This window comes from Chryseobacterium sp. WX (assembly GCF_029542485.1).
GTDB classification, from domain to species: domain Bacteria; phylum Bacteroidota; class Bacteroidia; order Flavobacteriales; family Weeksellaceae; genus Chryseobacterium; species Chryseobacterium cucumeris.
In genome coordinates, this window is the sequence record NZ_CP120710.1 from 4,051,392 (window position 1) to 4,074,087 (window position 22,696).

18 protein-coding genes are annotated in these 22,696 nt (G+C 41.9%); all 18 read right to left on the bottom strand.

Features of this window, described 5'->3' with window-relative positions; all coding sequences use genetic code 11:
* Positions 1–10: 10 nt before the first annotated feature.
* Positions 11–5,140 carry a helicase-related protein gene (locus PZ898_RS18355; RefSeq protein WP_277693911.1) on the bottom strand — a complete coding sequence of 1,710 codons (5,130 nt, stop codon included), beginning with the start codon at positions 5,138–5,140 and terminating at the stop codon, positions 11–13.
* The gene (locus tag PZ898_RS18360) at positions 5,133–5,813 is read right to left on the bottom strand and encodes a hypothetical protein (RefSeq protein WP_277693912.1); all 681 of its coding nucleotides are present in this window, start codon (positions 5,811–5,813) and stop codon (positions 5,133–5,135) included. Before PZ898_RS18360 ends, PZ898_RS18355 begins: the two co-directional genes overlap by 8 nt.
* 75 nt (positions 5,814–5,888) lie before the next feature.
* The gene (locus tag PZ898_RS18365; protein WP_277693913.1) at positions 5,889–8,261 is read right to left on the bottom strand and encodes a JAB domain-containing protein; all 2,373 of its coding nucleotides are present in this window, start codon (positions 8,259–8,261) and stop codon (positions 5,889–5,891) included.
* Positions 8,262–8,273: 12 nt separating this feature from the next.
* Positions 8,274–8,984, bottom strand: coding sequence for a hypothetical protein (locus tag PZ898_RS18370; RefSeq protein WP_185208550.1), 711 nt, complete (start codon positions 8,982–8,984; stop codon positions 8,274–8,276).
* On the bottom strand, positions 8,974–9,822 hold the full coding sequence (locus PZ898_RS18375) for a M23 family metallopeptidase (protein ID WP_024565603.1): 849 nt from the start codon (positions 9,820–9,822) through the stop codon (positions 8,974–8,976). Before PZ898_RS18375 ends, PZ898_RS18370 begins: the two co-directional genes overlap by 11 nt.
* Positions 9,812–11,806, bottom strand: a complete 1,995-nt coding sequence (locus tag PZ898_RS18380; RefSeq protein ID WP_243548500.1) for a type IV secretion system DNA-binding domain-containing protein — start codon at positions 11,804–11,806, stop codon at positions 9,812–9,814. The genes PZ898_RS18375 and PZ898_RS18380 overlap by 11 nt, the downstream gene beginning before the upstream one ends.
* Before the next feature lie 6 nt (positions 11,807–11,812).
* Positions 11,813–12,052: a hypothetical protein gene (locus PZ898_RS18385; protein WP_076782000.1), complete on the bottom strand. Its 240-nt coding sequence runs from the start codon at positions 12,050–12,052 to the stop codon at positions 11,813–11,815.
* 2 nt (positions 12,053–12,054) lie between these two features.
* A complete protein-coding gene (locus PZ898_RS18390; RefSeq protein ID WP_076782001.1) occupies positions 12,055–12,924 on the bottom strand; it encodes a DUF4138 domain-containing protein in 870 nt (289 codons plus the stop codon).
* Positions 12,925–12,926: 2 nt separating this feature from the next.
* Positions 12,927–14,135, bottom strand: coding sequence for a conjugative transposon protein TraM (gene traM, locus PZ898_RS18395; protein WP_243551654.1), 1,209 nt, complete (start codon positions 14,133–14,135; stop codon positions 12,927–12,929).
* The gene (locus PZ898_RS18400) at positions 14,131–14,484 is read right to left on the bottom strand and encodes a hypothetical protein (RefSeq protein ID WP_243548499.1); all 354 of its coding nucleotides are present in this window, start codon (positions 14,482–14,484) and stop codon (positions 14,131–14,133) included. Before PZ898_RS18400 ends, traM begins: the two co-directional genes overlap by 5 nt.
* 2 nt (positions 14,485–14,486) lie before the next feature.
* A complete protein-coding gene (gene traK, locus PZ898_RS18405) occupies positions 14,487–15,101 on the bottom strand; it encodes a conjugative transposon protein TraK (protein ID WP_055041580.1) in 615 nt (204 codons plus the stop codon).
* Positions 15,102–15,106: 5 nt separating this feature from the next.
* A complete protein-coding gene (locus tag PZ898_RS18410) occupies positions 15,107–16,357 on the bottom strand; it encodes a hypothetical protein (RefSeq protein WP_243548498.1) in 1,251 nt (416 codons plus the stop codon).
* A gap of 2 nt (positions 16,358–16,359) precedes the next feature.
* A complete protein-coding gene (locus PZ898_RS18415; RefSeq protein WP_243548497.1) occupies positions 16,360–17,190 on the bottom strand; it encodes a hypothetical protein in 831 nt (276 codons plus the stop codon).
* A gap of 17 nt (positions 17,191–17,207) precedes the next feature.
* Entirely contained in the window at positions 17,208–17,873 is a 666-nt protein-coding gene (locus tag PZ898_RS18420; protein ID WP_035590942.1) for a hypothetical protein, read from the bottom strand.
* Between the two features lie 2 nt (positions 17,874–17,875).
* Positions 17,876–18,583 carry a hypothetical protein gene (locus PZ898_RS18425; protein ID WP_024567402.1) on the bottom strand — a complete coding sequence of 236 codons (708 nt, stop codon included), beginning with the start codon at positions 18,581–18,583 and terminating at the stop codon, positions 17,876–17,878.
* A 43-nt stretch (positions 18,584–18,626) separates the two neighbouring features.
* On the bottom strand, positions 18,627–19,349 hold the full coding sequence (locus PZ898_RS18430) for a hypothetical protein (RefSeq protein ID WP_024567403.1): 723 nt from the start codon (positions 19,347–19,349) through the stop codon (positions 18,627–18,629).
* Complete coding sequence (locus PZ898_RS18435) at positions 19,336–22,410, bottom strand: TraG family conjugative transposon ATPase (RefSeq protein WP_276285346.1); 3,075 nt, start codon at positions 22,408–22,410, stop codon at positions 19,336–19,338. Before PZ898_RS18435 ends, PZ898_RS18430 begins: the two co-directional genes overlap by 14 nt.
* Positions 22,382–22,696: a DUF4133 domain-containing protein gene (locus tag PZ898_RS18440; RefSeq protein WP_077564599.1), complete on the bottom strand. Its 315-nt coding sequence runs from the start codon at positions 22,694–22,696 to the stop codon at positions 22,382–22,384. Before PZ898_RS18440 ends, PZ898_RS18435 begins: the two co-directional genes overlap by 29 nt.

Consider the following 22,696-nt stretch of genomic DNA (forward strand, 5'->3'; position numbering starts at 1 on the left):
TCCCTGTTTTTTATCGCCCTATTTTGTAATATTCTTTTTCAGCTTCTTTTTGCACATCCAGTCTTTCTATAGCTATATTAATCCGTTCGGAATTATTTTTATTAAATAAGAGCACATTTTCAATTGCTCGCTCCCCTAAATAATTTCCAGTCTCATTAATTTTCAACTGCATTTCCTTCTCCTCCCTATACTTCTCAACCAATCCCTCCCGAACATTAGGCAAATCCTCCAACCTTTTATCCAATTCAGCAATCTTATCTTCAGTAATTTTTGTCTGCTGTTCAATCTCCGTCACATTCACGCCTTTTTGAGAAAGAATATCAATTTCCTCTTGGACTTTCTCCTTTGTCAAATCAATCGTTTTCTGATAAAATGGAAGCTGGTTTTTCCAGTATTCGGCATTGTCGCCCTCTTCCTTGGAATAGCCTAAGATTCGGTTGTAGTTATGTTGCGCTTTAGTTACTTCTTCCTGAATTTTAATAAAACTGTCATATTTTCGAAGCACAAAAGCAGAATCAGCCAAAAATTTATTTTTTTCGGTTTCAATTTGCTTTTTCATCAGTTCAATTTCTATATTCGCTCTGGTTTCGGGATTCGTGATGATGGCGGTTTTCATTTCCTGCGTGCTGATGTCAGAAATATCTAAAACATCGGCTCCCTTCTTCATTGCCTCCAAGTATCTTGCCTGTTTGGATTGCAATTTTTGAAGCATAAAGACATCAATGCTGTCATTGGTCAACATAAAGTTGATTCTTACATTTTCGTTCCTATTTCCTTGTCGCCAAGCACGACCTTCCACTTGCCGTAGAGAGGTAAAGTTGTACGGAAGAGAAAGCATGTAAATATCCGTCGTATTTTCCTGAAGGTTCATTCCTTCCTGAATCGCCTCGCTTCCGATGACCACCTTTATTTTTCCGGAATTGAAATCATCTTGAATCTTTAAACGGTTTGGTTTGCTGGTTGCTCCGGTGATGACTCCGACTTCTTCCGGTTTGTAGCCGACCTCCCGTACCAAATATTCCCTTAGTTTCGGAAATTCCGAAACAGCTAATTCAGAGTAGATAATCTGTCCCGAATCCGGAATGTCGTTTTTGTTCTGCCGAATCAAATCCATCGTTTGTTTTAGTTTCGGAGAATCCTCTATAAACTCTTCTAAAGACGGTTCTTCTCCTTCATAATAGGGAGAAAGATATGGTGAAATCGCAATCAAACGGGCATTAAGGATATGCGTAAGAATTGCCCCTTTTTGGGTTTCGGTAAAGTTTTCATTGAGCATTTCGTATTGCTCACTCGTTAAATAGTTCTGCTCAATCTTATATTCCTTGTTGATTCGGTTGGGCCGCACCAATTCTGGATTGTCTTCTTCGCCTTTGATATCAATAAATTCAGATAAAAGTTGCTGAAACAGCGAATTGTTTTTAAAACGTCGAACATTCGCCTTGAATTTCACATCACCTTTTGCGTCAATCTCCATGTCGTTGTCTGCCTCCATAAAGGTTTCAAAGAAGGTATTCACATTGAAGTAGCCCGATTCTTCTAATCTCTTGTTCGCAATCAAGGAGAGAATAGAATAATATTCCAGTGGTTTATTGGTAAATGGCGTTGCAGAAAGCAAGGTAACATTTCTACCGTCGTTCTTTTCTTGGATGTATTGCGCAGCCATCCAAGTATTGATACCCAACTTTGAAGTCTGCTGGTTTTGATTTCTAAAGTCTGAAGCAAATCTGCGGTCTTCTATTCTTACTTTTCCTACGATATGGTTCGCGTTGTGGACTTCGTCATAAGTCAGATGGTCAAAACCAAAGTCTTCCCAATCGTAAATCTTGCCACGCTTCATTTTACCCACCAGTTCTTTTTCTTTTTCCAGTTCTTTCTGAAAATCCCTTTCGCTGATGGTGTTTACACTTCTTAATTCATTTTCTGAAATATAGGAGAACTTGGAAGCCAGATTTTGGGTAATATTTTCAGAAAAACCGATATTGTTAAAACCCTCGTAAGTGACGATGGTGATTTCCCCATCCTTGTTGTCGAATTTTGAGAGGTCGAAGTCTTTTCCGAGATTTCCCAAGACATTCACTTTGGCTTCGGGAATGGTTTCAAAAATGGTTTCCACCCACTGTTTCAGAATGCTGTCATTGGGAACGACAATCAGCGGTCTTTTCGCATTTCCTCTTTCCATCGCTTCGTGCATGGACAGGATTCCAGACAATGTTTTTCCAAATCCCACTTCATGTGCAAGTAATCCGACACCTTTCGTGGTCTGCCTTCCGATTCCGGCTTTCTGAACTTCAGTTAATCTAAGTTCTCGACCTTTAAAATTCAAATGGATTTTTGAAAACAAAGGAAACTTTGAATAGTCCGGAACATAGATGTTGTTGTAGTTTCGGTTAAAATCATTGACAAAACGCTTCCTTAAAGCGTCCGACAATTCTTCCCTCAAAAATTTTTGAAACAAGTCGTTGGCGGCGACTTTTCGTCTTTCGCGAACCAAGGCATTCCGTTCCTTGTCGCTTCCGGTAACGTTTTCGTTGTCTACAAAACTTCTTACTTCCCAAGATGAAGAACCTGCAAATGCCTCACTGGAAAGCGTTCCGACAAAATCCTTGAATTTTTCTGCAAGATTATAGGGAACCGTTACAGTTTCCGTCTGTCTTGTGTTTTGATTCCAGCGTTCCTTTTCTATGGTTCCCAAATCAAACTGGTGGACAAATTCATGATTCGGACTGATTGAGATTTCGTCTAAAGTTTTTGGTTTTGGAAGAACATTGAGGAGTAAATCCTTTTGTTTCTCATATTGATTTTCTGTTCCGCCAACCGAGAACCTGTCCTTAAAGTCTATTTCCAGTTGTTCTAATTTGGCGTAGATATTCCCTTCGGCGTAATAAAAATCGTGAACCCAATTTCCGTCCATATAGTTGGCAAATTGGTAGTGCTTACCGTGATTGTTTAATGTGCCGTCGTAGGAAGTGTCCCGAAATGCCTCAATCTGTTCTTTAGTAATATCGGTACTGTTCTGAAGCGAGGCATTCACAATTTCATCGGCTTTGAAAAATTGGTATTTTAAAACCCCTTTCTTGATTTCCGGTTTGGTCTGAATTCGATATTCCGCATTTTTCTCTTTGTGGGACTGGATAATTTTATCCGCTTTACGATGAATTTCATCAATTTGGTCTTTCGAAAAATTTGGGGGATTATCAAAAATTTGGGTTTGGAGTTTGAAATACTTCTCAATCTCCTTTTCAATTGCGGGAGATTTGAATTTTACTTCATTAAGTCTGGAAAGAACTTGCTCAATTTTATCTTTCGTTTCTGCAAGGTCAATTTCTTCTGTTTTAGCGGGAATGGTGTTTTCTAAAGTTTTGCTTTTTGATTCTCCTTTAGGTTGATCAACCTCCAAAAACAAATCTTCAAAGAGGTTTCCAATTCTTTCGGTCTGCTTTTTATTTTTGAGTTGCTCAATCCTAGATAAGGCGTCCTCTAAATTTCCATAGACATAGTTTTCCAACCTCCCAAAACGGTTGGTTTTCTCTCGGGTTTCCCCTAAAATCCTGTCGGGATGTTTTTCAAAATAATTGGAAATATCTGTAGAAATTTTCTGGGAATTTTTTTGCAGAATAATAATGTCCGTTCCTACCTGAGTTCCGGCAAAAGCACCATTCGGCAGACGAAAACCTTCCAAAATATCTGCATTTTTTAGTTGGGCTTGTCGGTTCAACCAACCCGAAGGAAGCACCATTGCCAAAACTCCATTGGGTTTAAGAGAATCTAAAGACCTTTTGACAAAATAGTCCTCGTATTTGGAGATTTTGGGTTCTTCTCCCAAACCTTTGTATAATCCGCGATGGTCGCCGTAGGGTGGATTACCGATAACCAAATCGTATTTTTCGGCAAATTCCTTCTTGTTGCCTTTCTCTTCGATAAACTCGGTTTCAAAGGAGCGGAGATGGATGTGGGCTTCGGGATGAAGGATTTTCGCAATCTTTGCGGTGGTTTCGTTGATTTCAAAGGCAGTGATATTGGACTTGATTCCCAATTCTTTCACTGCATACAGAAAATTTCCCGTTCCAACGCTGGGTTCCAATACCGAAATTTCCTGCCTGTTCTTAAACTGGTCGTTGATTAAATTTCTGACGGCATCTACAATCCTTGAATCGGTGTAGTATTCATCCAAAATACCCCTGCCTTCTTTAGCTGTTCCGCCACTTTTGAATTGATGACAGATCTCTTTTAAATCCTCGGTAATGTTAAGACTTTCCTTGAGTTTAACTTGCTTATCGCTGGAAACAAAACAAGCTGCGGAAACAACTTCCGCAACTTGTTCATTGGTCAGTTTTTGACCTTTATATTTTGAAATAAGAACCCCTAATGCCTCATTGTTTTGAGTAGATGTTTTTACTATTTCTGCTATTCTATTGGATACATTTCTCCCGGATACGATTCCGCCCAAGGAATGTTCTGCTCCCTCATTTTTTGCAGCATTTTGCGGTTGTGTTCCGTCAACGGGTCCTCGCTCTGGTTTTCCGACCAGATGCTTCCAGATTGTGTCTTCAAGTCCATTTCCAGCATGGTTGCCGTCCACAGCTTGTCCTCCAAAGTGATTTCCGTTTTGCTTGGGTTTGCTTGTTTGGTTAGATTCTCCAGAATTTCGTTGAGAAAGTTCGGCTCCCAAGTGCTGAGTGTCGGAAATTCCTTCGGATTGAGTTCCATCGTCTTCATTTCTTATCGTTTTTTGTTCAACTAAAGTAGTATTTTTCTCTTGAACTTGGAGGTTATTTTTTAAATATTCTTCCAGGTTTTGGTTCCCATTTTCAGAAATTCCATACAGCAGGCGGATGTCCTTGATATTTTTATTTTGAAATTCATTGAGGATTTTTTGTGTAGACCTATTTCCGTCATCATCACCGGTTAGACACAGAAATATCTTTCCGTCGTAGTTTTTAAACCGTTCGACAAAGCTTCCAGTATTTTCATTATAATTGAGTGTTACAAGGGTTCTGCCGTTGTTTTGATTGTTTAGTTTCAAAAGTTCCAAAAACGAATCTTTGTCGTTATCGCTGTTAAAGACAATCAGTTCGTTTTTAGTTCCCTCAATAATGGAAATTTCTGAACTAGAATGATTTAAATAGGATGTCTCACTCACTTTTTCTGTTTTTTACGAAGTGGTTGAACTCAAAAATGTCTTTCGCCGTGTCGTCCCAGTTTTTTCTTGGAAGCAGTTGCAGGCTTACAAAGATGTCGGTCTTTTTATTGTAGGAATCGATGCGCTCCAATCTTCCGCCATAATCCTTTTCGGCGTGTCTGTAGAGGGAATACGGCAGAATCGTGTCTGTCGGATAGATGTAGAAACGGGTATAGTTCCAAGGCGAATTGATTTCGAAGCGTCTGTATTTTTTCTTGAATAACACCGTGTCGGAGAGTTTCCGCCTGTTCTTATAGTTGGGAATCATTTCTTTTGAGAAAATGGCGCCGTCCTTCTTGTTCCAAACTAGTGACGGTTTTTGTTTTTCAAGAATATCGGAAAGAATGATGTTGCCGTTTTCAGCATCCAATGGATAGCAGAAAGAATCTCTCACGAGATAGGCATTTTGATTCATTTCGGGAAAGGTGTGGTTTGGAACCAGTTCGATAATTTGGTTTTCCGAATAACTCATTTTCGAGATGTGGAAACTCTGCATCTTGTCCAATCCTCTGGAGGCATCAAAATAGACATTAGAAATAAGGTCTATTCCGCCTTTTTCGGATTTGATTTCCTTGTGGCATGAACTTAAAAAAAGTATGGAAACTAGGACTAAAAATATGGATTTGATTTTCATAATGATTACATTTAAAAAAAAGCGGCAAATCAAAATTTGACTTACCGCCTTCGGATAATAGTCAGGTATTATTTATTATCGTTTGATGCTCTGTTCCTTCACATGGGCTTTTTCCTGTTTTTCTTCATTTTCCAGTCCCTGCAAGGGTTTGTTGGTGTTGATGCGGTTCATGTCGTTGTCGTAAAGGTTCAGGTTCTTGTATTGCGGATTGAGCACCGCTTTTCCTTCCATTATTTTGTCGTCCATTTCAAATTTCACTTTCACCACATTTCCTTTTTCAAGGGATTTGATGGTGTTTTCCCTGTATTCCGGCTTTTCGAAAACGAGGTTGGCTTTTTCCACGATTTTGTCGGTATCGACACCGTAGTTTTTGTAGAAATTCTGGAACATATAGTTTCCTTTCTCCGTCTTTGGCTCCTCAAAGTTGAACTGCACGAAGGCGGTTTCCGACTGGTCGCTCTTTGGGTTGTGGAACTCGATTTTCACACTTCTTCCCTCCAAAAGGTTTACTGCTTCTTTCGCGGTAAAGGTGTTTTCTCTGTTTACCGAAAAATTGTGGGTGATGTCTTCGCCTTTCTCATTCTTTAATTTGGCGTCGTAGGAGTTGAGGAAAACGCCGCCGCTTTCCGTCTTGTTGAATTTCAAGGCAAAATCGACCTTGTTTCCGGGCAGTGCCTTGTCCGATGAAGTTTTGATTTCGAATTGCTGGTTTTTGGACTTGATGCCTTTTTCCAATTCTTTGTGAAGTTTTTCATCTTCGCCGAAACCGAGGTATTTAAGCTGATTTTTTAGATAATCTACCTGGTTGAATTCTTTTTGTGTTTCCATAATGTTTGGGGTTTGATTGTTAAAATATTCTTTGTTTTTATTGAGGTGTTGTGTTAAGTCATCTCCGTTCATTTTGGCGTAATCTTTTATAGAAGGCTCTCCAATGATGTCGTCTATCGAAAATCCTGACCTTGTGGCATCCATTTCTTCTTTAAATCTCGAATGAAAATTACTTTGGCTGAATAAATTGCTCCGTTTTTTCTCATCGGGAAGAAAAAGACTTTTAAGGGAATCGATGATTTTTTCTGTTTCCTCATTTCCCTCGTAGGTAAGCAGTTCTCCGCCAACGAATAGCAAAACATGGTCTTCCGGCTTTCGATACAGCTGGATTTTTGAGGCAATCTGGCTGTAGTTCACTTTGTCGTCTTCCGTCAAGGAGATTTCAAATTCGTGCTTGGTATTACCTTCGGAATCGTCAATAAACAGTTTGACGTAATCCATTTGTGGTGGTTCTTCCATATTTCTAAAATTTTTAGAGTAACTATTATTTGGGTTGTTTTCCGATACGCCGACAATGGGTTCCGCATTCAGTTGGTTCTTGCTGAATTTGTCCACGAGATGGTTATAGACATTGATTTTGGTCTTTTCGTAAAGGGAGTGGTAGTTTCCGCTTTCCAATAAAATCGCGTCCAATGCTGTGAACCCCATCAGTTCGAGTTTTTCGCGGTATTCCTTATACATCTGCTCGTTCACATTGTTCCCATAAAGGATAACTCCCGTTCCGGCGTGGATGGTCATCAGTTCCGTCAGTTTCTCGAACTGTCGATGCTGCGGAAGAATGAATTTTCCCACGATATCGTTCGCATTGTTCAGGATGATGGCTTCCGTTTTGTCCGACAACCCAAACTTTTGACTCGAAATATAGGCGGCGGTATCTTCGGGACTATTGATTTTAAACGGCTGATAATTGGCGGCAAAAATCTGCTTGTTAAAGGAAAAGGTGCTGACTTTTCGCTGCTGTTGGTTTTGCACCGAAAGTTCCAACACTTGGTCGCTTCCCAAATCTCCGTTGAATACTAAATATTTCCCCGAACGAAGATTGATGACGATGCCGTCTTCCACCTTGATTCCCGTGTGGTCGAAGATTTCGTGCAACCTTTGCAACAACATTCGGTCGTGTTTGCTCGAAATCAGTTGTCCGCTAGGATGGTTGTGGACGAGCGTGATGCTTTCGGGCTGCATTTTGAAGACGTTTCCCGTCAACAAACGCAAATCCACCACTGTGGAAGTAATACCGCCTGTTGAAAGATGCTGAACGAGGTAGCTGTCGTCCTTGAATTTGTAGAGTGCAAAGGTGTGTTCCACCGCCTCGTCTTCGAGTGCACGGAAAAGCCAAGCCACATCGTTCACATCGGAAACTTTGGTTCCCGCCATGAATGAAAGACTTTTATTTTCCGAAAACTGTCTCTCTACGAGCGCAAAATCATTGGCGTATCCTTGATTGTCCTTTTCCCGTAGGAGGGCGGAATTTGGGTCAGCATCATTTCTCCCGGTGAAGAGTTTGTAGGGTAATACTTCGCCCGCCGACGTTTTGAGATATTGCGTATCCTCGTCCGTCGGAAATTGGAAATTCGTGTTCGGTCCATATTTGCTCTGGTAATTAATCGTTTCTGTTTCCATCTTTTCAAAAATTTATCTGCGGAATCCACGGCGTTTCTCCTGTTCCTGTACGATTTCTTCTTCGTGTTCTTCCCGGTTTCGGTTCGCGTCTTCGTACGTATCCCTGTCATTGACGTTCAGGTCAATTTCAGAATTGCCACCTTTTAAAATCTGTTTTTCATCGGGTGAGATGCTGTTCACGGTGTTGATTTCTCTTGAAACGATGTTCAAGTCGTTGGAAATTTCCTTGGCGATTTCGGGATATTGGTCCATTTTATCCATCAGAAAATTTTTCAGTTTCTGAAGTTCGTTCTTGTAGCGGTTCATTTCCACGACATCCTTTTTGTCGGCAATAATTGCGGTGAGTTCGGTGGCGTTTTTTATGAGGTCGAATTCGGCAACGATGTTGTTTTCCTTGTCGTAGATAAATGCCTTTTTCTCAAGCGAAAGTTTCTGTTCATTTTGATTTGAAAGGTCTTGAATAGTGGAATACACAATTCTGTCCTTACTGTTCTTGAGGATTTCGGAGATGCTTTTATCCCGCTCCAGAAAGATGACTTTCAGTCGGGTGTTGTTTTCCGTGAGTTGGAAGATTGCCCTGTTCTTGTCGTTGTCTGCGACGATGGTGTAGCCCTGCAGAAATTTTTGGATGTCGTCCGCTTTCAGTTTTTTTGAAAATGACAAGTCTTCGTTGATGATGCCGAACTTTTTAAGTTCTTCGGTAGGTAGGTTTTCAGTTTGCATAATAGGTTGCGATTAAATTGTTTGCTTTGTTTAGGTCGTTTAAGAAATGGTAGGGATTGATGCTTTGTCCAAACTCCTTTACCGCAAAATGCAGGTGCGGTCCGGTAGAGTTTCCGGTGTTTCCACTTTTCCCGATGATGAAGCCCGCCCTCACTTTTTCCCCGACTTTGTAGTAGATTTCGGAGAGGTGGAGATAGGAGGTTTCAAATCGGTTGAAATGTTTGATTTTGATGTAGTTTCCACCGCCTTTGGAATCCCAACCTGCTTCGGTAATGATTCCATCAAGCACGGCGTGAACATCTTCGTAGTTGGCTTTGAGGTCAATTCCGTTGTGCATTTTTGCAGTGCCGAAAATTGGATGCATCCTTGTTCCGTAAGGCGAAGTCACGCTAATTCTATTGCGCAAAGGCATTGAGATATTTTTCCGTAAACCTTCAAAGGTGGTTTCAAAATCCTTTTCCTGCTTTTTTTCGGGTTGAAAATTTTGCATCAGTTCAAATAGTGAATCTTTCATCTTTTTGTAGTCCACGTTACTTTGATTGTTTCCATTATGGTAGTTTTTAAGCATCGTCTTTAGAGAGTCGATTTGACTCGTTAACATCTTCATTGAACTTTCGGTTTCGTTTTTCAGTTCCGATTTTGGGGTGATGTTGAAGATTTCTTTCCACGATTTTTTCTCCTTTTTTTGGTTGGAATTCTCCTCTTTTGGGGTTTCCATAATTTTAAAGTCTTCCGTTTTGTGTGGTTTTGTCGGCATCAGCGTATTGAATTGAGCCATGGAATAACCGCCTGTTAAAAGGAGAATTGTTAATGTTATTATTGTCGTTCTATTTTTCATTTTTAGTAAATTCATTTACGATTAATTCAACCTCCTTATTGATTTTTCTGAAGTTGGTCATCAGGACATCGTTTTTACGATTGTTTCCCATTTTGTCGACAAATGAGTAATAGGAAGGCATTTTCACATAGTTGTGTTCTTCCTGTTTGATGGCCTTCATATCCAAATTGATTTTGCCGTTCATCGCCGAAGTTTTGTATTCCTCGGTGTCGTTTTCCTCGCCCTGAGCAATCATTCCGACCATTTCGCCAGTTTTGAGCGTCGCAATTTTTCCTGCAGGAATCATAAAGTCCATTTTCTCGTTGATGCTGGTCGTCGTTCCTTGTTGGGAGATGGATTGGGAATAGGATTTTTGCTTGATTTTTCCGAACAGTTTCTCCAGCCATTCCAGAGTATTTTTGTCCCTTGCGGAACCTGAAAGGATATTTCCAACAATGGCGGAAATGGTGTCGGCAACTTCTTTTTTGTAAAACTGTCGGAGTTGTGGGATTTCCTGAAGTCCCAATAAGACTGCCACTTTGTTGCTCCTTGCGGTCGCCACCACGTTGTCGATTTTATGTATGTAGATGGTGGGAAACTCGTCAGCAATAATTCCTCCCGGCAAATTGTGTTTGGAGTTGATGAGTCGTAAAGTCCTGTTCAAAACCGATGAATAAAGGGCGGAATTGATGTCCTGCGTTCCTGGATCGGATGCCAAAATCAGGATGGAAGGATTCTCCCTGTTCGTAATTTTTAGTTCCACTTCGTCGCCCGAAAACACCCAGAAACTTTCCTTGGTCGCCAATCGTGAGAGAAATATCTTCAAGGTTCCGACCTGTCCCTCCAACTGGTCAAATGCCTTGTTTTCATACGCCGTCTTAAAGGGAGAAAGCAGTGAGAATATTTCCTCGTTGGTAAAAAGTGTGTCAAAAATCTCCTTGTAACTTCGGTTCATAAAGGACAGGATATGTGGTAAATCCGAATATTTTCCGTCCTCGTAGGTGGCAAAAAAGTAGATACTCGACGAAAGAAAGTTGATGGCAGATTGGGTGAAAAAGGCATCGGAGCCGCCTCCCGAACTTGAACCTCCCTTTTGGAGCGACGATACCATTGACTCCGCCATTTCCTGTGCTTCCGCCAAGGTTTGGATGTATTCTTTTTTGAATGGATTTACCCTTTTGGATTTTTCTACCTCGTTCAGATTGATGACATGAAAATCGTATTCATACCCTGAATCTTTGCTTTTCTTCAACAGATAATGGTAGTAGGCAATCTGCGCCAAATCGGGAAACTTGAAATCGTAAATACACAGGCAGAAGCCTTTCGCTATCATTTGCCTGATTGCGGGATTGATGATTCCGAAAGACTTTCCACTTCCAGGCGTTCCAATCACCATCGTCCCACGAAATGGATTGATATTGACCCATCCCTTGTTGATTTTTTTACTGTATCTGAAGAGATATGGGATATTGATCGAGGTGTCCGTTTCTACAAGTTCCTGATTTTGGGCAAAACTTTCTTCCTCTACATTCCATCGGTCTTTTCCCATTTTTTGTTGCATGAGTTTTGAGATGGCGTCTGCTCCCATTTGAAGGATTACTGCACCCAAAAAAGACAATACGGCATAGATGACCTGATAAAGATTCAGCGCAGGAAAAATTTTAGGGAGTTTGGAGTTTCCTGCCTCGTTTTGCCAAACGAGTGAAGAAAAAATCATCAACAAGCCCAATATCATGGGGATTACGATTTCCGTGGCGATGTTCAAATCCTTTTTCTTCTTCGCCTTTGTCCCGACAGCGACCAATCCAATGAGAATCAGGGTCGCAAACTTTGCGTTGATGGGTGGGTAAAAGAAACTCATCTTCGAGAAATTTTTCAATAGGTTTGAAACTATAGGAATATCTGCATCGAGGTAGAAAAGCGACGCACAATCCAATGCCACGACCGCATAAACCGCCTTCTGAAGGAATCCGTAAATCTTAATTTGGTGTTGTTGTTCCTGCATTACTTCCTATAAATTGTAGTTTTTTAAAAACTCTTTCTCTTCTTCCTCAATACGGTCTTTACCATAAATCTTCACTGCAATCTCCTTATACCACGCTTTCAGATAAGCCATTTTTATAATTTCCTTTTCTATTTCCTTCTTTGCTTTTCTGAGACGGAATAAAAAAAATATGGATATGCAAGAAGCGATGAAAGCGATGAACGCCAGGAGAAGGACAATAATTAATTCTGTTGGTAATGGGTTCATAACTAAAATGTATCTGCTTTTAAAATATCTGAATAATTCACCTTCATGTCGATGGTTCTTCCCGAGAGTTGTTCCTCAATCAGGCGGATCATCATCACCTTGCTGTTCGGAAAAGTGAATTTTTTGAAGACATAGATGTTTCTGAAATTTTTCCTGAAATGTTTCGGGGCGTAAAGTCTAAAAATCGGTGTCATCTCGATGCTTTGATTGTTGGTCGCCTTGTAGATTTTTTTGTCCTCGATGGAAAATTTTAGGTCTTCGATATCGTAACTCAGGTTCGAGCTGTTTTTGAAGGTCATATCGAGAAAGATATAGTCGCTGATAACGTACACATTGTTGAGCTGCATACTGAGTTTAAGATCTTTCTGCTCCCTGATTGGATTTTCTTCCGTCTTCTTCTGGATGATGTCCATCGCAAACTTGGTCAGCTCCAAGTTGGAAAAACGGGTTTTGTCCAGTTCAATCGGCTGCATCTCTTCCGACTGGATATGGATGTTGGTCACGGTGTTTTTATTTTCCGAATTTCTGTAAATAGCCTTATATTGGGCAATAAAAGACTGACCTACAACGGTTATTATTCCTATTTTGTCGCCATTCAATAAAGAGGTGGTTTTTGCCTTTTCCTTTGGGTCGACGTTGGTAGGAGCATCCGTGATCTTGATTCTCGCGATATTGGTGTTCGGTAGATCACCCGTGAGTTTTTGGGTGGACAAATCCACATATTGGATGGGTTCCGGTGAGATGATGTGCAGGTTGACGCCCTCCGTAATCACTAGTTCGGGCAATTCCGAAATGACTTGTTCCTTGGTTGCGGTTTGGGCAATAAAAAGGTTGGATATAAGGAATAATAGGATATTGATTGCTGTTTTCATTTTTATTTCTTTTGTTGGTTTTGTGAGTCTTTAAGCTGTTTTTCGTCGATGAGAAATACATAGGAGTTGTATTTCAGTTTGGCTTTGTTGGTTTTAATGAGGTTGGCTATGGATTTGGAGGTGGAAGTGAACAATTTTGAGCCGATGCTCGTGAAAAATCCCTGTCCGCCCATATCCATCTGTGTTCCCTGTACGGAGTTGCTCCCCATTTCCCGAATCATGTCCCTGAAGACGCTTTCCGGAACATAAAGTCCCTTCAAACCGTCGATATCATAGATGGAAAGGTTGACGGGAAGAATTTCTCCCTTGGTAAATACCGAGACAATCTTGAGGTCAACCCGCTGCATGGAAAATCCCGAGATTTGCCCGTAAAGGATGGAGCCTTTCTCAATTTTTCTGTTGCCGACGAAGATGTCTTCCAACAATCGAAACCGGATTCTGCTTCCCAGAAATCCCTTGTTGTTCTCATCAATCACGGCTTTGATGAAGCTGTTCTCATTCTTTCTGTAGAAGGCATTGAACCCACTGTTGATTCCCGACTTGCCGACATTGAAGGTGGAATTGAGGAACTCGTCCATCTTTTCCCTGTTTGCCTTGAGTTTCTGTTCCGCCAATAGTTTGGCTTGGTATTCCGGATCTCTTGCTTTCTCTAAAGAATCCATAACGAGCATCTGCTGTTTTAAATATTTTACGGGGTCCTGCTGGGCATTTTGATTGCCGGATTTTGTATTTTCTGATAGTTGCTCATTATCCTGTTTTCCGTAGGATTTGTCGTTCAGCATTCTAATGATTTCGGAAGACCTTTTAAAGTCCTTGTCCTCGTTTTGTTGTTTTGGATTGTAGTAGGAAGAGTTGCCTCCTTTTGACGCTTGCTGATTTTGTCTGCTCGATACCGCCTTTAGTGAGTCTATTTTTCTTTTCTGGTCCAAGGACAACTGGTCTTCATAACTGAGCAGGCTATCCTGTTCCTTGTCCAATCCTCCGAGCATCGTCCTATTGTCGTCCTTCTTGAAAAAGGCGTCGTAGGCATCATTCTTCGTCATGATGGAGTCCCGTGTTTCTCCCAGAGATAGGGAAAGTTCTTTCGGCTTGTCTTTTTTAGAGGTGTCCTCTTTGGTAAATTGGGCACCCACATACACAAAGAGCAGCAGGAATGGCAATGCCAGAAGGGGCATCACATATTTTTTTTCCTTAAAGTTGATTTTCTTAATGTCCATGTTGCAGTTCTTGGTATTGGTTGTACAAATATTCTATTCTCAGGCTGTCTTCTTTTTGGAGTTCTTTTCGGTCTCTTTTCATTTTTAAAATTTTGAGTTCATTAACTATTTTCTCCATCTCTTTTTCTTGGTTTTTATTAATTTGCTGGGTCGTGTTGCTCTTGGAATAGAGGTTTGGGGGCTTAATCTTAAATGCCGACTGACTCGGAAAGAAAATTCCCTGTATCAGCGATCCGATAAAAGACAAGGAGAGAAAAACCATCGAATAAGTGAAAAACTTCTTCGGATTTTTTGCCGCCCATTCCAATCCCTTTTTTACGGTTTGTTTTAGAAAATTTTTCATTTTTAGTAGGAATTTTTGGTTTGGTTGGAGATTTCCTCGTTGTCGATAATCCTCCAATTTTTAAGCATCACACCGTGCGGATTGTTTGGACTTCGGATGATGTCCTCAAAGTATCCTTCGGTAATCAATTTTCTTGTAATCACGGCAGACTTTCTGGTAATCATCTGCTTTCCGAAAAAGGAGAATTTCTGTTGCTCCATATTGAGCGAGATGGAATCCGTATGAATACTGACCATGGAACTGGAGGCCACAATCTGGTTGTAGAAGCCTTTTTCCTTGAGATTGGTGTATTCTTTTTTTCCGCTGTCGTCAATGAGGTACAGTGATTTTTGAATATTCTCTTTGATGTAGGCATCATCGGGAGCCAAGGTGAAAAATAGTCGGTGGAACAGTTCAATTTGGGCTTTGTATTCTACGGGTCTGTTTAACAAGACATCGGTCTGCTTTGCCAGTACCGGAACTCCGTTGTCCAAAATGTAGATGGACTTTCTGGAATCCTGAATCATCCTATAGGCAAAGAAGAAGCCCGCCAATACGATAATTACGGCAAATGCCACCGTTCCCAATGAAACTACCTTGTTGATTTTTATTCTTTGTTCGATATTTTTGATCAGCATCTTATTTATTTTTTGTTGTTATTCATCGCACTGTTGACCATTCCCGATGCGGAACCTGATGCAGCCGATTTTGCTGCTGCTCCCGCTACTGAAGCTCCGCCCGTTTTGGCTGCCAATACCGTTGTTTTAGCGGCACTCGCCATTCTTCCTGCCGCACTCTTCATCTTGGTCATCGCACCTGCGCCTCCTGCCGTAACAATGGTGTCGGCAATGGTGGGCGTCATCAAAACCCCGATTCCCGTCACGATGTAGGCGACACAGGTAAAAAGTCCATTGTAAATCATTCCGGAATTGCTCACATAGACCATCAAGGCGTCCAGATTGGTGATGGTTCCGTTCGTTAAAAGGGTGTCGTATCGCTCAATCTCCATCTCGTAACCCGAAGCGATCAGTTGCTGACCGATATTGATGATGGTATAGGCAACAAAGGTGTACAGGTTGATGTTGATGAACTTGGAAACCCAGCTGTACAGCGAGTTTTCAAATCCTGGAACGAGTGCCATTCCCACAGCGATAGGTCCCAGAATAATAAGGATGTAGGCCCAAATTTTTTGGATGAAGAAAATAAGGTAGACACAGATTCGAAGGATGGAAAGGCAAACGAACTCGATAATTTCTGCAACCAGTTTTTGGAGCTGGAACTCCATCCGTAACTGCCATTCCTTGATGGGTTGGATGAGTTTGTCGAGTCCCTCGCTGATGTCGAACCAAGAGTCGTCTGCATCTTTGCCGGTGTTGTTGATGACGTCCTGCTTCGCATCCTCGTCAGCTTTGAGTTTGATGACGGCATCGAGTAACTGTTGCTGTTTCTTGAATCGTTGAATCCTCAAATCATTCACTTCGGACTCGATGTCGCTGAAGATGGCGATTCCCGGTTCTGCAATGGCTTCAAAGGGTGCCTGAATCAGATTGACAAATCCACTCCAGTACACCAGGGTAAATCCAATAAGGATGGGTTTGAGCATCGGGGTGATTTCCCATTCCCGGTCGCCCGCCGCCATTTGCCAACCCATGTATCCGAGATACATCAATGCTCCCAATCCTCCGATTGCCCTTCCAACCAAAGCGGAGCCGACAGCACCGTCCTGAATGCTGTTGTCCAGTTTGGTGAAGACCTCCATAAACCATTTCTCAAATGCGCCGTCGCCTTTTAAGAACTGAAGCAAATTGCTGTAGTCGCCGTCGGTTTGGGCAAAGCCAATAAACGGCAGCAATATTGCCAAGAGGCAAAATAAGGGTGTAATATTTCTTTTCATCACTAAAATTTGTGTTTGTATTGCTGCATCGTGTTGTGGACGATCTGCTTGTCTGAAGCGGGAGTCCAAGCCTGTGGCAACGCATAGGGTGAATGGTTTTTCAGAATATTTTTGTAGTCTAAAAGAAGCGTCGTCTTATCGTTGTGTTTCCTTAATTCCTGCACAAACCTTCTCCATTTGATAAGGGTGTCATGGTACATCAAAAAGCGTTTTCCTCTCGGCATATCCATAGATCTCGACATCGAATACTTTTCCTTGATTAAGTCCAATTCCTCCTGAAGTCTTTTTAAAGTTCCCGTGGTATTGAGCGTTTCGTAGGTTTGCTGGTTCTTCAGCCTCCATTCGATAAAGTTTTGAGGATTGTCTGGAAATTCGGTAATGGGTCTGAGCATCCTTTTGTAGTAGAGCAACCAGAGCGGGTCTGCATCGACCGTCGCCGAAGTCCAATGGGCAAAGTCTTGGACGCTTCTTTTATAGATGGTGTCGGATGCCGCCTTTATCTTTTTTGCCTCTTCCTCTTGAAATTTCACTTGGGCAAAACGCTGGTTTTGAAGTCCCGTCGGTTTTAGCGGTCGGATATCTTCTCCATCCTTATAATCCCTGTTTCTGCTGGGAGCCCACATTCCCCAAACGGTGGCATACGCGAAGTTGGTCTGAATCCCCAAAAGGTATTTTGGATAGGGACGCCAATCGCCCCAACTCTGGAACACCATCCTTTTGTGCTGGGCTACGATGGAGGGGTCGTTCAAACGCTTTACGGTAAACTGCCCGAATACGCCGACTGCTGTCAGCAAGAGCGGAACGAGGGCTAATTTTTTGACTAATTTTTTCATCTTTATACTTGTTGTTTTTAGTTGAATACATATTTGTATTTTTGGATAATGTCTCCGACAATGGCCTTGTCAATATTGAGGTAGTTTCTTAGTACGGGAACTTGGTACAGGTAAGGAATCTTCTTGGCGTTTTCTAACCTCAGTATAATGTAGAGGATGTTCCCGTTGATATTCCTAACTCGAGTAAACACCTTTTCAATAAGCATCTCCCTGTCCATCGGATCCATCAGGAAATCCTTGTTCTCATTCAAAATATCCTGCGTAACTTCCTGTTTGAGTTTTAAGGCCTGTTTGCCGATTTCGACATAGTATTTGGAAACCAAGACGGCATATTCTGGATGTTGCGCCGACAAGTCCAGCATTTTGTTGGAGTTGTTCGCTACCTTTCCCAGATATTGGTACAGATAGATTAACTTTTTGCTCTGCGTGAGTGCCGAGTTGACATTTTTTAGTTGTTGGTAGATGTATTCCTGAATGGCGATGACCTGTGCAGTCTTGTTTTTAATGTCGTCGTACAGTTCCTTCTGTTTTTCATAAGAGTTTAGAAATGCCTGCTCGCTTCCCAGCCTTACGCCGTGGTTGGTGGTCATCTGCACCAAGAGTTTGTCGTTGATAACAATCTGCTGTCCGCTTACAAAACCAACAGAAAAAAACAAGATTCCTCCGATAAATAGTTTTCTCATTTTTAAAAGGATTTGATGTTTTTCATAATGTTCTCGACCACCTGTTTGTCCCGATTCACATAGTATTGAAAGGCTCTTTTGTTTCGTAAGACTTTTGCCTTGATGTCCCGAATCTTTAAAAGCATATGGGTAGAATTTCTGCTCAGCGTCTTGACTTCTCCCAAGGCATAATCCAATAAAATCTTGCGCTCCGACTTTTCCATCTGGTTCATTGCCCCATAGGAAACCACAATCCCGACAATCAGCCTCGTCACCATTTGCAGATCATCCACAAACTGAACCTGTGAAGGCAGAACCGCGATGATGGAATAAGGTGCGGTACTGATTTCATGGATAATGGCTTGCTGGTTTTGGGTGATTTTCGTAATCTCCCTGCTCATCGCAATTCCTGTGGGAATCGCTTGAATGGCGAACGATACGATTCGAAGTCTGTCCTGAATTTTGGTCACCTTGTCCTTGAAATTGTTCCACTGGGTTTTGTTGGCGGTTTCCACCGTGGCATTGGCAATTTGGTTTTTCCGCATCTCCTTCTGCCTCTCGTTTTCATCCATCGTCGCCTTGATTTCTAGGTTCATCATCGGAAAGGATACGTTTTCCTGCTGCCAAGACGGCGTGGAGCCGCCACTGGATGAAGTGAGCACAAAATAAATCAGCAAGCCCCCAAACCCCCGAAGGGGGCTTTTTAAAGCGTTAATTATGGGATGTTTCATTTTCATCTTATTTTTTTACATTGTTCCCCTTTGGGTACAGGGGCTAGAAATTTCTTTTATATCGGTTCATAATATTTTCTACAATTCCCTTGTCGGTATTGATGTATCCTGCAAATGGATTGATGGAGTTCCAGAATCCCAAACGATTGGCTTTTTCCAGTCTTAACTTGATTGCCAGAAGCCAAAGCTTTAGGTTTTTGACATTCTCGGAAATGTTGTGCAATATCTTGTATCGGTCTCCCGCAGTGGCAAGGTTCAGCTCTCCCGAGGCGAGGATGTCGGAGACATCAGTCACTATTTTTATACTCTGTTCATAGGTTTTCTGTGAAGCCTTTACCCCGAAAATGGCATATTGTGGATGTGCCGATGCCAACTGAACTACCTGCGATGAATAATTGTAGCATTTGTTGAGTTCCGAATAAATCTCCTTCACCTGGATTCCGTTCTGCAAGGTTCCCGAAACTTCCTTCAGACCTTTCAGAATCTTATTCTGAATATCGTTGGCAACCACCATCTGGGTTCCCACCCACGCTTGGGCATCCTTCAGTTTGGAGGTTTCATCAATCACATCGTTCTGCTTGGCTTTCAAGTTTTCTGAATAGAGGATCATCGCCGCCGTTACCGTCGGGTCGATGTAGGTGTTTTGGGAGAAGCCCCATGTCCCCCAAAGGGGGAGAATCAACAGGAAAAGCCTCCTCCAAACCCTCCAAGAGAGGGAATTTATTGAAAGTCCCCTTTGGGGATTTTGGGGCTTATACTTTTTCATATTCCTCGTGTTTTTGGTTGATTAATTCTGAAAAATGGATATTTCGGTTTTCCAATTCCTGCGAGATGATTTTGAAGATATTTTGCCCTTTGTGCGTCTTCTTCATCATCCTGTAATAGGAAACCACCTTTTTGTCCAATGGCTTTTGATAAAGGTTGACGAGCGATACCAAGTTTTCAAGGCTGTCTCCGAAATTTTTCAAATCGCCTACAATTTTTTGCAAAGCCTCGTCGTAGTTTCCGTATTGTTGGACATAGTATTCGACTGCGGATTTTTCGGGTTTTTCCGTGGTGTAGGTTAAATACTGCTCCAAGGAAACCTCATTGCCGTACACTTCTCCTTTGGAACCCCGCTTCAGATAAAATTCCTTGAAACGGCTTCTTCCAAACTTGTTGTTCAAATTATTGATGGTGAAAATCTTGTTTTGTTCCACCTTGTTCAATGAAAGCAGTGATGCAATCTTGTCGAAGTTGTCCTTGAACTTGGTCTGATCCAGCAATATGAAGGTGTCCGAGTTATTAATAATACTGTCTTTTACGACGGCGTTTCCGATGATGTCGTCCAATTCCTGTGTAACGACCACCGCCTCTCCCCAAAACTTTCTTACGGTTTTGTAGAGATAGAGAATATATCCGCCCATCAATTTGCTGGCAATCGCCTTCCATGCTTCCTCGATGATGAGCGCCTTTCTTCGGTCTTTTCGGAGACGCATTTTCTGGATGAAGGTATCCATGATAATGAGTGTCACGATCGGAAACAGTTTCGGGTTGTCTTTCACATTGTCGATTTCAAAGACGATGAATGGTTCGTCAAAGAGCGTGTTGTCTGCACTTTCGTTGAGTGTCGTTCCATATCTTCCGCCTTTGTAGAAATCCTTCAGCACGAACAAGAATGTCCTTAGATTAAATTCCTTTTCGGTAATGTGGTGTTTCTTATTGTTCAGGTAAAGGGGCAGAAATTTATCGCAGTAGTCATAGAATCCGTTGAAGGAAAGTTCTTTTGCCTCCAATTTTTCTTCGAGCTCCTTAATTTTCTTGATGATGGTTTTTCGGAAGGACTCGTTCCATTCTTCCGCCGTTTTCGGCTGCCTGATAATCTCGTTGGACTTGATGAGGATGAGTTGCGTCTCATTGTAGATTTTTCTCTTATCTTCATCGTTCAAGGTTTCATAAGCTTCGTAAACCTTGTAGAATTTTTCGCTGTCGTAATTCGGGTTGTTCATATTTTTGTCCGGATGATATTCGATGGCGAGTTTTCGGAACGCCTCCTTGATTTCGTCGGAACCCGCATCGAACGCGATTCCCAAAATGTCGTAGTAGTTGTTTTGTCCATTGGACTGCTTCTCAAAATCTGAAATAATATCCTCCTCGTGGATGTTGTATTTGTTCAGATAGAGAATGAGTTCTTCCGAAGTCTTGCTTTCATACCACCTTGTTCCCGAATTGAAATATTGGTGGTAGTACGACATCAGCACATTGTCCAAAATGGATTTCTGTGCGGACGACATCGTGGCGTCGGGACCCTGCCAAATCAGGAAAATCAAATTGGTCAAAAATTCTATTTTTTCGATGTTGAACTCTTTTTTGTCCATCAGAAAGGGATTCATGGTGATGGGTTTTTCTTCGGTGTACTGGATGTATCTCCCGCCTTTGTATTTGCAGGTACCCGAATAAGAATCGCCCGTGTCCACAATCACCACATCGTAATTGTAGGTCAGGTATTGCTCCACGATATTGTTCATCAGGAAGGACTTTCCAGAACCTGATGGCCCGAGGACAAATTTGTTCCTGTTGTTGATTCTTCCCGTCTTCATCGGCAAATCCGCTGGGTCAACTTTCAAAGGAACGCCTTGTCTGTCCGTAAACCGCAGATAAAAATTGGATTCCTCGTTCACGGGGTAACTTTCTTTAAAAAAAAAACACAAGGCCGCTTCGCTTGTCGTCATAAATAAATCGTACTCTCGAAGTTCCGTGGCATTGCCCGGAATGGCGGAGCGGAAGAGTTCGAGCTGGTTGTAGGCATTCTTGGAAACGATAATCCCCTTCGTAAAGAGCTTGTTCTCAATCATCGACTGTATCCCTTCCATTTTTTCCAGTGTATGTGTTGAAAATATTAGGGAGAAATGGGCATTGACCACGAGTTGTCCGTCGATGGCGATATTGTGCAGAAGGGTCTGGATTTCTTCTGCAATAATGGCGTTGGATGGCGAGTTGTTTGCCGCTCCCTCGTGCTTTTTCTTCTTTTTGTCGAGTTCCCGCTGTTGTTGCGCCTGCAGGGGAATGGTGATGACCTGATTGTAGATGATGGCTTCGTAATCCTCCAATTCATTGATGAAGGTGAAATTGTCCACCGCTGTTTCCGATGCGGCTCCATTTCCACCCAGTATGGAAAAAGGGTCTATTTCTGAAGGGAGGTCGATATTTTCGACATCGACATAGGAAATATTTTTGACGAAGCGGTTTCCGATTTGGAGATACTCGTTGGTGCTTTTGATATTGTCAAAAACCGGGGTTTCAGTAAACTGCATCGACAATACGCCCGAAATGTAGTATTCAAAGTCTTTCTCGAATAAGAATTGGGGTTCGCAACCGCTCTGCTTCAAGAGCATCAACACTTTTTGGCATTTGTCGCGGAGCTCCTTGTAACTTTTTTCGGAAAATTGGTAGTGTTTGTTTTTCTTCTTTAGTTTATCGTCCACAATGTCTGTAAACAGGAGTACCGTTTCGATGGTTTTAAATAGTCTTCCGTCAAAATGCTCGGAGTATTTTTGTTGGAGGAACTGATTCGAAGATTCGGCGGTGTATCTCTTTTTGGAAAACAAATCCAATTTTTGAACGATTCTTCCTTCGCCAATAATGGATACCACTTGGTTCAGCACTGTATGGAAGTTCAGGTAGTTGTCGGGGTCGGCGGAATATTGTTCCACAATGTTCTTGATCCTGATGCCGATAATTGGATTTCCATACTGTCCGAAGAGGACATCGAAATCCCATCCGAAATCCTTTCCGTAATCGTAGCCGATGAAGGGAATGTCAAATGCCTGTTTCTTTGTCTTTACCATCTTTTAAAAATCTTTTGTTGTTGAGTCTTTTGGGGAAAATGAATATCTGGTCAAAATTTTTGGTCTTGTCGTAGAGTCCGTTTTTGTCCTGCCTCTTGAAAATGAGGTAGACTCCTCCCGCGGTTACCAATAAACCTAACAGGGAACCCAGCAATCCGAATTTGGATAAGAGGAGTGCCGCGACGACACCTGCGCCGATGACGGCTACCGCATAAATGATGTATTTGCCTTTGAGTCCGAAGAATACAAGGGGTTTTTTGAGCCCCTTGTACAGGTAATATCCCAT